The 14,731-nt window shown below is 42.3% G+C and carries 12 protein-coding genes and 1 riboswitch; of the genes, 10 read left to right on the top strand and 2 right to left on the bottom strand.

Annotated features, from left to right (window positions below; translation table 11 throughout):
• The first annotated feature begins 28 nt into the window (after nucleotides 1-28).
• The 5 genes from IOC57_RS08270 (at nucleotide 29) to IOC57_RS08250 (ending at nucleotide 6,187) form a co-directional block, all read left to right on the top strand.
• Nucleotides 29-547 (top strand): YhcN/YlaJ family sporulation lipoprotein, encoded by a 519-nt coding sequence (locus IOC57_RS08270; protein ID WP_207438277.1) that lies wholly within the window; start codon nucleotides 29-31, stop codon nucleotides 545-547.
• A 162-nt stretch (nucleotides 548-709) separates the two neighbouring features.
• Nucleotides 710-2,218, top strand: coding sequence for a spore germination protein (locus IOC57_RS08265; RefSeq protein WP_309487688.1), 1,509 nt, complete (start codon nucleotides 710-712; stop codon nucleotides 2,216-2,218).
• Nucleotides 2,219-2,241: 23 nt separating this feature from the next.
• Nucleotides 2,242-3,216: a GerAB/ArcD/ProY family transporter gene (locus IOC57_RS08260; RefSeq protein ID WP_286184638.1), complete on the top strand. Its 975-nt coding sequence runs from the start codon at nucleotides 2,242-2,244 to the stop codon at nucleotides 3,214-3,216.
• A 123-nt stretch (nucleotides 3,217-3,339) separates the two neighbouring features.
• The gene (locus tag IOC57_RS08255; protein ID WP_207438275.1) at nucleotides 3,340-4,422 is read left to right on the top strand and encodes a Ger(x)C family spore germination protein; all 1,083 of its coding nucleotides are present in this window, start codon (nucleotides 3,340-3,342) and stop codon (nucleotides 4,420-4,422) included.
• Between the two features lie 85 nt (nucleotides 4,423-4,507).
• Nucleotides 4,508-6,187, top strand: a complete 1,680-nt coding sequence (locus IOC57_RS08250; RefSeq protein WP_207438274.1) for a glycoside hydrolase family 13 protein — start codon at nucleotides 4,508-4,510, stop codon at nucleotides 6,185-6,187.
• 49 nt (nucleotides 6,188-6,236) lie between these two features.
• On the opposite strand, the gene IOC57_RS08245 is transcribed toward IOC57_RS08250, so the two are convergent.
• Nucleotides 6,237-7,688 carry an amino acid permease gene (locus tag IOC57_RS08245; protein WP_286184637.1) on the bottom strand — a complete coding sequence of 484 codons (1,452 nt, stop codon included), beginning with the start codon at nucleotides 7,686-7,688 and terminating at the stop codon, nucleotides 6,237-6,239.
• A 96-nt stretch (nucleotides 7,689-7,784) separates the two neighbouring features.
• Nucleotides 7,785-7,969: riboswitch (Lysine riboswitch) on the bottom strand.
• Between the two features lie 245 nt (nucleotides 7,970-8,214).
• On the bottom strand, nucleotides 8,215-9,177 hold the full coding sequence (locus tag IOC57_RS08240) for a LacI family DNA-binding transcriptional regulator (protein WP_207438273.1): 963 nt from the start codon (nucleotides 9,175-9,177) through the stop codon (nucleotides 8,215-8,217).
• A 701-nt stretch (nucleotides 9,178-9,878) separates the two neighbouring features.
• On the opposite strand from IOC57_RS08240, the gene IOC57_RS08235 reads away from it, so the two are divergent.
• The 5 genes from IOC57_RS08235 to IOC57_RS08215 all read left to right on the top strand — a co-directional run bounded on the left by IOC57_RS08235 (nucleotide 9,879) and on the right by IOC57_RS08215 (nucleotide 14,702).
• A complete protein-coding gene (locus IOC57_RS08235) occupies nucleotides 9,879-10,802 on the top strand; it encodes a metal ABC transporter solute-binding protein, Zn/Mn family (protein WP_207438272.1) in 924 nt (307 codons plus the stop codon).
• A 12-nt stretch (nucleotides 10,803-10,814) separates the two neighbouring features.
• Nucleotides 10,815-11,570, top strand: coding sequence for a metal ABC transporter ATP-binding protein (locus IOC57_RS08230; protein WP_207438271.1), 756 nt, complete (start codon nucleotides 10,815-10,817; stop codon nucleotides 11,568-11,570).
• Nucleotides 11,571-11,580: 10 nt separating this feature from the next.
• A complete protein-coding gene (locus IOC57_RS08225) occupies nucleotides 11,581-12,504 on the top strand; it encodes a metal ABC transporter permease (protein WP_207438270.1) in 924 nt (307 codons plus the stop codon).
• Nucleotides 12,501-13,382 carry a metal ABC transporter permease gene (locus IOC57_RS08220; RefSeq protein ID WP_286184636.1) on the top strand — a complete coding sequence of 294 codons (882 nt, stop codon included), beginning with the start codon at nucleotides 12,501-12,503 and terminating at the stop codon, nucleotides 13,380-13,382. The genes IOC57_RS08225 and IOC57_RS08220 overlap by 4 nt, the downstream gene beginning before the upstream one ends.
• Before the next feature lie 147 nt (nucleotides 13,383-13,529).
• Nucleotides 13,530-14,702: an FtsW/RodA/SpoVE family cell cycle protein gene (locus IOC57_RS08215; RefSeq protein WP_207438269.1), complete on the top strand. Its 1,173-nt coding sequence runs from the start codon at nucleotides 13,530-13,532 to the stop codon at nucleotides 14,700-14,702.
• Nucleotides 14,703-14,731: the final 29 nt, after the last annotated feature.

Genomic DNA, 14,731 nt, shown 5'->3' with positions numbered 1-14,731 from the left:
AGTAAATAATTTTAGAGGAGTGAAGAAAATGAATTATAAAGCGATGGTATCAAGTGTGATGATGGCTTTAGTGATTACAGGTTGTTCACCTAATGATAAAGAGGATGCCAGTGAAAATCTTGGCCTGAACCGTACACATCAGGATAATTTAGATAATCCGATGAATGTAAGCGACACAAGGCGAAATGTTAATGATGATGATAATGGTATAAATGATATGAGGGTCTCCAAGGATATCTCGAATCGAGTCGAAGCCTTGAAGGAAGTAAGTAACGCTAATGTCATCGTGACTGAAAATAATGCCTATGTAGGGGCAGTATTAAAAAATGAAGGGGATAAGGATATCACGAATGACCTTAAGGAAAGGATTGCTGATACAGTAAGGGGAGCCGATCCATCGGTAGATCAAGTTTATGTTTCGGCAAATCCGGACTTTGTTCAAAGAATGGAAGGGTATGCGAATGATATCGAGAATGGAAAACCCGTTGCAGGATTTGCTGAAGAGTTCCGTGAACTTGTAACCCGTATTTTTCCAAGTCCAAGGTGATTGGTAACGTTAACGAATGAAAACGAAAAGACTTATCCGGTGGATACCGGATAGGTCTTTTCCTATTTTAAGGATATTGGTGAATCATGACTAACTTTAAATAGGGTGGTTACAATAATCGAGTGAACTAAAAACTTTGGGAAAGGCAATGGGGGTGGAATGGTGAAGTTGTTTAAGGGCAGGAGGGAAATGGATACAGCATCCTTTCAGGCCACTTCGCAGGATTTTCAGGAAGTCCTTAAAAGGTTTAATGCATCTAATGATTTTCTTACCTTCCAATTCCCGGATGATGAAGGCTATACCATCTCCTATTACAATTCACTGGTTAGCGCACAACAGCTCCATGAACAAGTTCTTGCTGTCATATTGAATCATCCAAAGAAGGATCTTAAGGAATTTAAAAGCGATATACCGATGGAAGATATGCAATTGACTGCTGATATAAAAGATATTCAAAGGTTGGTATTGGCCGGATCGGTCATGATTCAATACAAGAAAGATGATGAAATGTGTTTACTGATTCCATGCGCTCACAGTGTGAAAAGGCAAATTTCCACACCCGAGTCGGAATATACTGTCGTTGGGTCCAAGGAGGCCTTTGTTGAATCGCTTGATTCGAATTTGAATCTGATCCGTAACAGGTTGCCCACTCCAAAATTGCAGTCCAAGGAATTTCGGGTCGGGAGCATCTCGCAAACAAGGTTAGCGGTACTCTACATAGATGGGATAGTAAATCAACAGACCATTAAGACAGTCATGCAGAGAATAGAAGGTTTAGAATATGATACGATCGTTGATATTTCGTTTGTAAGCCAGATGATCACAGATAATCGGAATTCGATGTTTCCGCAGCTGATTGATACGGAGAGGCCTGATCATCTGGCCAGTGTATTATCGGAAGGGAAAATAGGGATTATGCTGGATGGATCTCCTCATGCATTAGTTGGTCCCAATACCATCATTTCGTTCTTTTCGTCCTTTGAAGATTATTTTCAGATTTGGAATCTCGGTACTTCATTCCGTTTGATTCGGCTTTTCGCAGTACTGTTTTCCGTTTTGTCATCACCTCTGTATGTAGCCGTTTTAACCTATCATTATCAAGTGATCCCAACTGATTTGCTGCCCATCTTAATATCATCCAGGGGAGTGATTCCTTTTCCGCCGATATTGGAAGCAATCGTGCTGGAAGGGACAATCGAATTGCTGAGGGAAGCAGCGGTCAGGCTGCCAGCTAAGGTTGGCTCCACCATCGGCATTGTTGGCGGTATAGTTATCGGTACAGCAGCTGTGGAAGCGGGATTTGTCAGTAATGTCTTGTTGATGCTTGTCGCTTTGGCTGCCTTGGCTTCATTTACGGTGCCGATTTACCAAATCAGTAATACGATTCGCCTGATCCGCTTCCCATTTCTAATTGCTGCCCAGTTATACGGATTGTTTGGAATAGCTTTATGTAGTGCATTCATTTTAAGTCATTTATTGAAATTGACTTCGCTTGGCAGTCCATATTTAGACCCTCTTTACCCGTTAAGGATTCATGACTTTAAAGATAGTCTGATTCGCCTTCCTTTTTCAAAGCAGAAAAAACGCCCGCAGTTTCTGCGGACGGAAAATCCGCTAAGGATGAGGAAGGAGGCAGAAACTCCAACCCCCCCAAGCGATATTGATGAATAAGGCGTAGAAAGCGGTGAGAAGGTATGGAACTAAAACCAAATGAAACGAAACAAATATCTCCATTTTTTGTTTTTTTCCTCATGCCTGGCATGCAGATTGGAGTAGGGATATTGGGGTTTGAACGGATCATAGCGAAAGAGGCTGGTCAAGACGCATGGATAGCTGTCCTTATATCAGGGTTACTCATAAATGTTCTGCTTTGGATGTGTTTCAAGCTATTAGGAAGGGGCCCCAAAATACTTGATTTGGTTGCCATCCACAAAGATTTGTTTGGTAAATGGGTAGGAAATGCCCTCAATGTTTTATTCATCCTCTACTTTATAATGATCTCCATCATACTTATCAGGACTTATTTAGAAGTCATTCAGGTTTGGATGTTCCCTGGTGTCAATATCCTGATGCTATTAACCTTTATTCTTATTCTCGTGTATAGTTTTGTGGGCGGGGGGTTCAGGGTCATTACTGGTTTTTGCATAATCGGGCTTATTATCGGATCACCACTATTCCTTTTGCATTACTTTCCTTTGAAGTATGCCCACTTTGAAAATTTGGGTCCCTTTCTTGATCATTCCTTTTTTGAAATCATGAATGCCAGTAAGAAAATGACCCTGAATTACCTTGGTTTTGAATTACTCCTGATTTATTACCCATTCATTAAAAATCGTGAAAAATCCCAAAAGTGGGCCCAATTAGGGGCGTTATTTACTATGTCGATATATTTGTCATCGATTATTGTTTCATTAGCCTACTATCATCAAGATCAGCTGAAAGATGTAATTTGGGCCACTTTGACGTTATGGAAAATTGTAGACCTTCCGTTCATTGAAAGGTTCGAATACATAGGTATTTCCGTTTGGGTGTTCATGGTGCTGCCGAATGTTTGCTTAGGGGTTTGGGCAGCAAGCAGAACAGCGAAAAGGGTATTTGGATTTAGACAGAAAAAGATGGTAGTTTTCATTCTGCTTATCATCTTGATATCCTGCATTTTTTTTAGATAATCGCTATAGAATCGATAAGTTTAACACGATCAGTTCTCAAATAGGTTTTTATATCATTTATTTGTACCTTCCTCTCTTATTCATATGGCAGTCGATCGTCTATAAAGTTAGGGGGCATAAATCATGAAAATCAAACTCCTATTAATTACATTAGCATGTTTCTTGGTGACGGCGTGCGGTGTGGAAAAGCAAATATTGGAAGATATTTTAATTGCTGAAGTCGTAGGCTATGATGATGCCGAAGATAAAAAAATCAAAGGTACGGTCGTCGTCAGCGTTCCTCAGCCTGGGGAGGAAGCAAATCTAGGTAAAGAAGTATATGAATCGATCTCCCATGAAATAAAGGCAGCACGCCAGCAGGAAAATGCAAAAACACCATTCCCGATTGTCGGCGGGAGGCTGACAGTCATTCTCTATGGTACGGAATTGGCAAGTAGGGGATTGAATGATTATGTCGATACATATAGGCGTGACCCGATGGTGGGAAGGGATTTGTATTTAGCAATCGTTCATGGCAAAGCGGAGGATGTAGTTAAAATGGAGCCGAAGTTGATCAAAACTCCAGGGGTTCAAGTGAAAGAGCTGATCAAACAGAATATCAGGACTAATTTGCCTGATGTGGATTTGCACAGGTATTTATATGCGTGTCATGGTAAAGGAATCGATCCGGCCTTGCCATTATTGGAAACGGCAGGAGATCAAATTAGGGTAAAAGGGATTGCACTGTTTAAAAAGGATCGCTATATCGGTAAATATATCCCTTATGAGGACGGATTTTTATTTAAAGTCCTTAGTGAAAACTTTAAGCTGGGGAGTTATGAAATTAAATGGAAGGAAAATGACTTTACAGACATCAATAACGTGGAGTCACGTGTCCATTATCATGTTTCGAATGCCAATCAAGACCCCAAGGTCAGGATTGAAGTGAAATTAAAAGCGAGTCTGCTAGAGGTCCAAGGCTATGATTTGGGCAAAGCGTTCGACCTGAATAAAATAGAGGCCAGGGCAGAGCGTGTCATTGGTGAAAAATTAAATGAGATGGTAATTATGTTTCAGGAGAACAATATAGATCCGATTGCACTCGGTGATCACGCAAAAAGTAAAACAAGAAATTTCGACCAAAAACATTGGGAGAAGGTATATCCCCATATTCCAATCGAGGTGGATCTGGATATTGAAATGATTCAAACGGGAATAGCTGAATAAAAGTAGAATATTCTGAAGTTTCCTCTTTTATAATAGGGGTATTGGTGTAATGATTAGATCAATGCGGCTAAAGAGGGGGAAAGGCATGGACAAAGCATGGTGGAAAGATGCAGTTGTATATCAAGTGTATCCAAGAAGCTTCATGGATAGTAATGGCGATGGGATAGGGGATATAAACGGGATATTTATGAAGCTCGATTATTTACAAGAGCTGGGGGTGAACGTGATATGGCTATCCCCCGTTTATCAATCTCCCAATGATGACAATGGGTACGATATCAGTGATTATAAATCAATCATGACTGAATTCGGGACCATGGCTGATTTCGATAGGTTGTTGTTGGCGGTACATGAGCGCGGAATGAAGATCATGATGGACCTGGTGGTCAACCATTCTTCAGATGAACATCCTTGGTTCAAGGAATCACGATCCTCAAAAGATAATCCGAAACGTGATTATTATATTTGGAAACCTGGCAGGAATGGGAAAGTACCAAATAATTGGGAGTCCATTTTTAAAGGTTCAGCATGGGAATATGATGAAGGAACCGATGAATATTATTTACATTTATTCAGCAGGAAACAACCGGATTTAAACTGGGAGAACCCTAAGCTGCGTGAAGAAATCTACAGTATCATGACTTGGTGGCTGGATAAGGGTGTCGATGGTTTCCGGATGGATGTCATCAACTTCCTTTCAAAAGATCAAAGCTACTCGGATGGAGCCGTTCATCATGAAAAGCTGTATGGTGATGGAAGTCCCTTTTTCTTGAATGGGCCGCGCATACATGAGTTTTTACAGGAAATCAATCTACGGGCACTTTCTGGATATGATGTGATTACGGTTGGGGAGATGCCGGGCGTCACACCGGAGGAAGCACAATTGTTCACAGGTAAAGATCGTGGTGAGCTACATATGGTCTTTCAATTCGAACATATGGATCTGGGGAGCGGGCCGGAAGGTAAATGGAGTAACGATAAATGGAAGCTAACCGATTTAAAGCGAATACTCTCCAAGTGGCAGACTGGTTTGGAGGGGGATGGCTGGAACAGTTTATACTGGAACAACCATGATCAGCCCCGGGTTGTCTCAAGGTTTGGCAATGATGGAAAGTATCGTATTGAAAGCGCAAAGATGCTTGCGGCATGTCTTCATATGCTTCAAGGGACACCTTATATATATCAAGGGGAAGAGCTGGGCATGACCAATGTTGCATTTGAAAGCATTGATGAATACCGGGATATCGAAACGTTGAATTCATATGACGAACTCGTCCATTCACATGGCTGGTCAAAAGAGCGTATGATGTCAGCCATCCACGCCCGCAGCAGGGATAATGCGAGGACACCGATTCAGTGGAATGACTCCCGGAACGCAGGTTTCACGAAAGGGACCCCTTGGATTAAGGTTAATCCCAATTTCCCCGAGATTAATGCAGAAATAGCCTACAATGATCCGAATTCCATTTTTCATTTTTATAAAAAGCTTATCCAATTACGCAAAGAACATGAAATCGTCGTAAATGGACGTTTTGAACTGCTTTGGCCAGATGATGAACGAATATTTGCCTATACGAGATCGTTTGAAGAAGAAAAGCTGCTGGTACTATGCAACTTTAATGAAGAGCAGGCCGCCTATACTTTGCCTGAAGAGCTGCATGCTTATTCTGCTACAAAGCTGATCGGTAATTATGATCAGGAGGAAGAAGGAATCTCCACCAAACCTCTGCGTCCATATGAATGCCGTGTTTATCATTTGAAATGAAAAAGGGATCTGTTCTCCTCCGATTAGAGAAGAACAGGTCCCTTGTGCATTATTTTGATTTAAGGTCACATTCCTCTAGGGGAATGATTTTCGTTTTATGCTTAATTTTATAGCCGAACCATAGGACGAAAAATAGAATCAAGCCAATGTAGGAAACAAACATTGAATTCCAGTCGATCCCATCGCTGCTGAAAGCTTGGTACCCTTGTCCGATGATAATGATTATACAAAGGACAAGCGCGAAAATAGGCCCGAATGGGAAGCCTTTAGCCCGATATGGTAAAGCATCCATATCAAGGCCTTGAGCTGCGTAGGCTTTGCGGAAACGATAATGGGCAATCGCAATCCCGACCCAGGTGACGAATCCCGCCATGCCTGACGCGTTCAATAACCAGATATAAACGACGCCGTCTCCGAAAAACGAAGCTAAGAATGCAACGCAGCCAACTAAAGAAGTCACGATTAGTGCATTTACGGGTACGCCTCTTTTATCTAACTTGCCAAGAAATTTCGGTGCTTTCCCATCACGTGCCAAGTCCCATAGCATACGGGTTGAAGCGTACATGCCAGAGTTACCGGCAGAGAGAACGGATGATAAAATGATCGCGTTCATGATGGATGCAGCAAATGCAAGGCCTGCACGCTCAAATACAAGCGTAAATGGACTTACGGCAACATCTTCACTCAATAAACGTGAATCAGTAAACGGAATGATCATTCCAATTACAAAAATTGCAAGGATATAGAATAAGATGATGCGCCAGAAAACGGATCTGATCGCTTTTGGGATATTTTTTTCTGGATCCTCACTTTCACCAGCAGTCACTCCAAGCAATTCCGTTCCTTGGAATGAAAAGCCGGCCGCCATGAATACGCCTAGAATCGTGAAGAAACCTCCATTAAAGGGACCTTCGCCCATTGTGAAATTGGAAAAACCAATTGGGTCTTTCCCACCCATGATTCCGAGAATGATCAGAACACCCGTGATCAGGAAAATGACGACTGTCACGACTTTTATCATGGCAAACCAGAATTCTGTTTCCCCGAAACCTTTAACTGACATGTAATTGATAAGAAACATAGTGATTAACGCTATGGCACTCCAGATAAATGAAGGGCTATCCGGAAACCAGAACTTCATAATTAAGACAACGGCTGCCAATTCAGCAGCTATGGTGATTGCCCAGTTGTACCAGTAGTTCCAGCCAATCGCAAAACCGAAAGACGGATCGACGAATTTGGATGCATAGACACGGAACGAACCGGCCACTGGCATGAACGCTGCCATTTCTGCAAGACTTGTCATTAAGTAATAAACCATGATGCCGATGATCGCGTATGCCACCAAGGCACCGCCGGGACCGGCTGAATGAATGGCACCGCCACTTGCTAAAAATAAACCTGTTCCGATCGTTCCACCTAACGAAATCATCATTAAATGACGCGCTTTCAGGCTCCTTTTCAGTTCAGTAGGGCTTGATGCTGATTGTGAATTTGACAATTGATGTTACACTCCTTTTTATTGGAAGGGAACGAAAAATAAAAAAACAGCAGTCGAAAAAGATCGACGGCTGTTTATAATAAACCCGTTTATCCTTCCGAAGATAGCTCCCCACGCTTTTTGAAAAAACGTGACAGTGGTGTTCCTGTTCGGTAACACCGCCAGCAAGAATATACATGGAATATACCCTAACTTCGGCAACTTATCCTTTTAAACGGAGTCATTAATTTTCCAGAATCTCGTCCGTTTTACTTTTATAAGCTGCAGCCTCTAACTCATCGGTAAATGAGGAAGTATTCAATTTTCTAAAATCGTTGCGCCAGCTTGTAATTGACGACGGACGATGGTACTCATGAAATCGCTAATAGATTGCTAGTAACTGAGTAAACTTTACTATATCAAAATTATAAAATAACTTCTAGGATATCGCAATGATTATTTTGTGTGGTTATTTTTCCCTAGTTATTGAATGATGGAAGCATGGATGAATTCAAATGTCGATATACTAAAATAAGCATCCTGATAACTAGACGGTCCTCCTTTTAATGAGGGCATATTCCAGTTTTACATGTTTGACCACTTCAGGATTCTCAAATAAGTCCACTGCCATCTTCCCAATCCATTCAAGTGGTAAGGAAATGGTCGTGATGTCGAGCATTTCACTAAGGCCATCATTATTGAATCCGAGAATGGCCACGTCTTCCGGTACCCTTATACCCGATTTCTTAGCGGTAAGAATGAAGCCTGCCGCCGTGTCATCATTCGTGATGATTAAGGCCTCAGGTTTATCTGACATTGAATTCCATTCCTGAAACAATTGTTCACCGTCCTTGATGTGATAACTGCCTTCAAACAGCCAGTTTTTATTGTTTATCAGTTGATGTTTATCCATGATATCGTTGAAGGCCTTTGTACGATGAGAACTATTTCTGCTCTTTTTACGGCCAAGGCTGTATCCAATTTTCTTATATCCTTTAGCAATCACGTACTCAAGGGCACAGGAGAAAGCTGCATAATGATCAATGCTGATGGATGAGAACTCAGCCTGGGCTGTATCTTCGCATAAGATGATCGGTCCGTATTTTTGATAATCCAAAAAGATTTTCATTTCCGAAATCCTCGAACAAACGATAATGCCATCGAGCTGCTTCATTTGCAGCATATTCAGAGCCTGGATTTCTTTCTCTCTATCATAATTTGTTTGAAAGATGACTATATGACAGCCAATTGCATTTGCCTGTTTAGTGATTCCGTTAACGATTGCCCCGTAATAAGGGTGATTGTTGAAGGGGATGATGATGCCGATAAGATTCGTTTTGCCTTTTGAAAGATGAATGGCATTGATGTTCCTCGAATAATTCAAACGATCGATGGCTTCTAAAACACTCTTTCTTTTATCGGGGCTTACATAAGGATGATCATTCAATACACGAGACACTGTGGAGACAGATACACCGGCACATTGAGCAATTTCTTTAATATTTGTCATGGTATCACCGTTTTTTCTTTTTTTTTATTGTACAGTATGAAACCCATTTCAGGGCAAGAGAACAGATTGAGGCTGTTGAAGAATCCTTCAAATAAGGTCTTGTTGTGGTATGGGTTTCATCCTTTAAGATTGGTTTAGTCTTAGAGGAGGAGGGAATCATGATGTTCCAAACTTTATTCACCCTGTGTGTGCTTTGCGGAATCGAATTGGGATTTGCGTACTTGGCAATTTCCTTGAAACAGGAAAAATGAGTGGCAATGATTTTAAATGCCGGGTACCCGTCAAGAATGCCGCGGCATTACTCATGAAATCCGCGCATTTACTCGGGAGTTTCACGTCGTCCCGCCATAAACTTTTAAAAAAAGCTCCCCTAGTTTATATTCACCATTAAAACTCCACAATATAAATATACCTTCATCGTTACGTTTCATGTACGGGAGGGTAACGCACTCTCCATAGAAATGACTGACTGTCTAGAAGCTCCAAGTAGTGATTCCAGACAGTTTTTGCTGTGTGTAAAAGTCATTGGGCTTTTTGAAATGTTTGAAAAAATAGTTGCACTTTTTTCGTATAATTGTGTATAGTATAAAATAAGTTGTGTAGAGGAAACTTTTTAGCATTTGCGACAATGTAAAAAAATTTACACTGAGTTTTGTACATGGCAAACTATTTTAGAGAGATGAAAAAGGGAGGGAATATGGATGGGTTTTCTAAAATCTATTGGGGGCGTGCTTGCTGCATTGCTGATTTTAACAGGGTGCGGCAATGATACGGCCGAAAAGGATAACGGCAATGGCAAGTTGGACGTCGTTACAACAACGGGAATGATTGGGGATTTGGTTGAGAATATCGGCGGTAAACATGTCGAGGTCACCAGTTTAATGGGACCGGGAGTCGACCCCCATCTATATAAAGCGACACAGGGTGATGTGAAGACACTGGATTCGGCTGAAATGATTTTTTATAACGGCGTGCATCTTGAAGGGAAGATGACGGATATATTCGAAATGATGAGCAAGGATAAACCGACGATTGCCGTAACGGGGGACTTCAAGGAGAACCAGCTTCACAAGGTGAGTGCTACGGAACATGATCCCCACGTATGGTTTGATGTAAAGCTTTGGATCGTAGCGGCGGACACAGTCAAGAATGAGTTGATTGCCAATGATCCAGACCATGAAGCAGAGTTCCGCGAAAATTATGAAGAGTACGTTCTGCAATTGGAGGAACTTGATAAATACGTTCAAGATGAAATTAATAAAATACCAGAAGATCAACGGGTACTCGTTACAGCACATGATGCTTTTGGATACTACGGTCAGTCATATGGCCTGGAAGTAAGGGGTCTCCAAGGAATCAATACATTATCGGAATATGGATCAAAAGATGTTACGGATATGAGGAATTATCTTGTGGAGAACAAAATAAAAGCGATTTTCATTGAATCAAGCGTACCAAGGAAGGCTATCGAGGCTGTCATTCAAGGTGCAGGGAAGCAGGGCCACAAAGTTGAAATCGGCGGTGAATTGTTCTCGGATGCCATGGGTGAAAAAGGGACGGAAGAAGGAACATATATCGGAATGGTCCGGCATAATACCGATACCATCGTTCATGCTTTGAAATAAGGGGGAGAAACTATGAATCAAGCAGCTTTAAAGGTAGAGAATTTAACGATTGCATATCATAAGAAGCCGGTTGTCGAGGATGTCTCATTTGAGGTGCCGGAAGGGAATTTAATCGGTATCATAGGCCCCAATGGAGCAGGGAAGTCCACTTTGATAAAGGGAATACTCGAATTGATCCCCAAAATATCGGGGCAAATCACAATAAAGGGTTCGACTTATAAATCGATGAGGAAGAGTATCGGCTATGTACCACAGCGTGAGTCAGTGGATTGGGATTTTCCAACCAATGCACTCGATGTCGTGATGATGGGCAGGTATGGTCATCTCGGATGGCTGAAGCGTCCAGGGAAGTCCGAGAGGCAGAAGGGGATGGAGTGCCTGGATAAGGTGGGGATGGCTGAATACGCTACCCGCCAGATCAGCCAGCTATCAGGTGGGCAGCAGCAGCGGATATTCCTGGCCCGTGCATTGGCACAGGAAGCGGATATTTACTTTATGGATGAACCGTTCGTAGGGGTGGATGCGGCAACAGAGAAAGCAATCATACAATTGCTGATGGAATTGAAGGAAAAAGGCAAAACCGTTCTGGTTGTGCATCATGACTTATCCACCGTGAAGGAATATTTCGACTGGACGATGTTATTGAATAAAAAGGTGATGAAAATAGGTCCGACAGAAGAAGTGTTCATTCCCGAATACTTACAGGAAACATATGGAGGCCGCCTAGCGATACTATCAGACGCCAAGTCCGGCCTTTTATTAAAATGAGGTGCACACGATGAACATACTGGATATTATTACTGATCCAAATACAAGGTGGATATTGCTTGGCACGATGTTTCTCGGGTTAAGCAGCGGGGTCATCGGCAGCTTTGCCTACCTCAGAAAGCAGTCTTTGCTTGGCGACACGCTCGCACATGCAGCGTTACCCGGTATCTGTGTCGCCTTTATGTTAACTGGAGTAAAATCCACTTCCTACTTTCTAATAGGTGCTGCCCTGGCTGGCTTAGTGGCTGTCTTCTTGATCAGTGTGCTTACGAGATACAGTAAGATCAAGCAGGATGCGGCCCTTGGAATCATCTTATCTTCTTTCTTTGGTTTCGGAATTGTCATGCTTACGCAGATCCAGCAGAGCGAGTATGGAAACCAGAGTGGATTGGATACCTTTCTATTCGGGCAGACGGCGTCAATGGTCATGTCCGATGTATATATGATGATGACGGTTTCCTTTATTCTCATTTTCACTTGTACCTTATTTTTTAAAGAATTCAAATTACTGTCCTTTGACCCCGGGTTCGCTAAGGGGATGGGATTGCCGGTTGTTTTTCTGGATTATTTCATCATGATGCTGATCGTGGCAGCTGTAGTGATCGGTATCCAGGCTGTAGGCGTCGTATTGATGGCATCTTTACTGATAACTCCTGCGGTTTCCGCGAGGTATTGGACGGAGCGGCTGCATATCATGGTCATCCTGTCTGGTGTATTCGGAATGTTGAGCGGTGTGTCTGGAACGTTGATCAGTACATCGGTCAATGATTTGCCAACAGGACCGTTAATTGTCTTATCCGCGACGGTATGGTTTTTCTTTTCCATGCTTTTTGCACCTAAACGCGGAGTGCTTTCCTCTGTATGGAGAAGGGTATCGACGAAAAAGAAATATTCTCTCGAACAGGATAGAAGGAAAGGGAGCCACTCATCATGAATGATTTTTGGATTATTTTAGTCGGAGCATTAGTGGCGGGTTCTTGCAGTGTATTAGGATGCTTTTTGATAGTAAGGAAAATGACGTTGATTGGGGATGCGATCAGTCATTCCGTTTTGCCGGGAATCGTATTGGCATTTTTAATAACGGGGACCCGTGATTCGGTTCCAATGCTGATCGGGGCTGCTGCTCTCGGTTTGCTTACCGTATTCTTGATCCAGCTTTTCCAATCGTCGGGCGTTCAATCTGACGCAGCGATCGGGATTGTATTCACTTCCCTTTTTGCAACGGGGATCGTACTCGTGAGCTTATATACGCAACAAATAGACTTTGACCTGGAGCATGTCCTTTATGGCGAAATAGCTTATACTCCCTGGAATACGATGACAATCGCGGGAATTGAAGCTGGTCCAAAAGCTGTTTGGATAGTTGGCAGTTGTTTTATCCTGAACCTCATACTGATCTTCCTTTTCTTCAAACAGTTTAAACTCGTGTCGTTTGATCCATCACTTGCGGCTGCAATGGGAATTCCTGTACTGTTCTTTCATTACTTATTGATGAGCCTCATTTCACTGACAACTGTAGCTTCTTTTGATAGTGTAGGTTCCATTTTAGTAGTTGGAATGCTCATCATACCCGCGGCAACGGCTTATCTGCTGTCAGACCGTTTAAGCCGCATGATATTGGTCAGTATCGGGGTCGGGGTGCTAAGTTCCGTCATCGGCTACTATTCAGCCACCATTTTGGACGCCTCGATATCAGGCTGCATGGTGGGTTCGGCCGCCATATTATTCGGATTGGCCTTTCTCTTTTCCCCAGGGCATGGATTGGTCAGCATAGTACTGAAACGAAGAAAATCAAAGGAGACACAAGCATAGCTCCCCCTGCCTGCAGGCTTCATGGAAATAACTCCATGAAGCCTGTAAACTATTCTTCTATATAGTTGTGATTTTATTTGTTTAAAGTATAATGAATAAGTGTATTTATAGAAGTATCGCAGGAGCCTTTTTAAGGGAGAGTTAAGTATGGAAGAACAAAATAAATTTTCATCACGGATAGATTTTTCTTTGGTCACAATATTGCTGTTATTATGTGTTGGAAGTTGCTTAGCAATCTATAGTGCCCAAACGACTGGACAGTACGCTGAAAACTTCTTAATTAAACAAATTTTTTGGTATATAGTAGGAATCGGAATCGTATTGGGGTTCATCACCCTGGATTCGGATCAGTTGAAAAAAATTTCATGGTATGCCTATGGCTTCGGATTATTTTTGCTTTTTTTGCTGATCATTATGCCGGATTCCATCGTTCCTGTCCGGAATGGTGCGAAAAGTTGGTTCATCATTCCGGGGATCGGTTCGATTCAGCCATCGGAGTTCATGAAGGTTTTCTTAATCCTGGCTTTAGCAAATGTCATCTCAAACCATCATCTCAAAAACACGCTGAAAACGATTCAAACGGATATGTGGCTGCTTATTAAAATCGGTCTTGTGACTGGCGCCCCCTTATTGTTAATCATGCAACAGCCGGATTTGGGTACCTCGCTTGTCATCATGTCAATCATGCTCGGAATGATTTTCATTTCAGGGGTATCATGGAAGATCCTGCTGCCGATCGTTTCAGGAGGAATGGTCGTCGCTTCAGCGGTCCTTTACTTTGTCCTTTGGAAGCCGGAGATCTTGGAAAAATACTTAGGGGTAAAATCCTATCAATTCGGCCGTATCTATTCTTGGCTGGACCCATATAATTATGCCAGCTCTGAAGGGTATCACTTAACCAAATCCTTACTGGCCATCGGATCCGGCCAGACAACAGGCAAGGGAATCGGTTCGAGGGAAGTATATTTGCCTGAAAGTCATTCGGATTTCATTTTCAGCATCATCGGTGAAGAATTCGGCTTCATCGGATCAAGTATCATAATTTCCTTGTTTTTCCTATTGATTTACCACATAACAAAAACGGGAATGGACACGAAAAATAACTTCTATACATACATCTGTGTTGGCGTTATAAGCATGTTGACGTTCCATGTGTTTCAAAATATCGGCATGACGGTAGGCCTTTTGCCAATTACGGGGATTCCGCTCCCATTTGTCAGTTATGGAGGAAGCTCGCTAATGGGGAACATGATGGCCATGGGCTTAATATTCAGCATTCGGTATCACTATAAGAAGTATATGTTTTCAACGGATATTTAAAATAAAGCCGGCCCTCATGGGCCGGCTTT

The organism is Bacillus sp. SD075 (genome assembly GCF_017355165.1).
GTDB lineage: Bacteria > Bacillota > Bacilli > Bacillales > DSM-1321 > Peribacillus.
The sequence above is the reverse complement of the archived record's forward strand: the minus strand, read 5'-3'. Positions and strand labels throughout refer to the sequence as shown.

Coding starts and splice junctions, on each gene's coding strand:
- IOC57_RS08270 (WP_207438277.1), top strand. CDS start 29: ATGAATTATAAAGCGATGGTATCAAGTGTGATGATGGCTTTAGTGATT.
- IOC57_RS08260 (WP_286184638.1), top strand. CDS start 2,242: ATGGAACTAAAACCAAATGAAACGAAACAAATATCTCCATTTTTTGTT.
- IOC57_RS08255 (WP_207438275.1), top strand. CDS start 3,340: ATGAAAATCAAACTCCTATTAATTACATTAGCATGTTTCTTGGTGACG.
- IOC57_RS08250 (WP_207438274.1), top strand. CDS start 4,508: ATGGACAAAGCATGGTGGAAAGATGCAGTTGTATATCAAGTGTATCCA.
- IOC57_RS08240 (WP_207438273.1), bottom strand. CDS start 9,177: ATGACAAATATTAAAGAAATTGCTCAATGTGCCGGTGTATCTGTCTCC.
- IOC57_RS08235 (WP_207438272.1), top strand. CDS start 9,879: ATGGGTTTTCTAAAATCTATTGGGGGCGTGCTTGCTGCATTGCTGATT.
- IOC57_RS08230 (WP_207438271.1), top strand. CDS start 10,815: ATGAATCAAGCAGCTTTAAAGGTAGAGAATTTAACGATTGCATATCAT.
- IOC57_RS08225 (WP_207438270.1), top strand. CDS start 11,581: ATGAACATACTGGATATTATTACTGATCCAAATACAAGGTGGATATTG.
- IOC57_RS08220 (WP_286184636.1), top strand. CDS start 12,501: ATGAATGATTTTTGGATTATTTTAGTCGGAGCATTAGTGGCGGGTTCT.
- IOC57_RS08215 (WP_207438269.1), top strand. CDS start 13,530: ATGGAAGAACAAAATAAATTTTCATCACGGATAGATTTTTCTTTGGTC.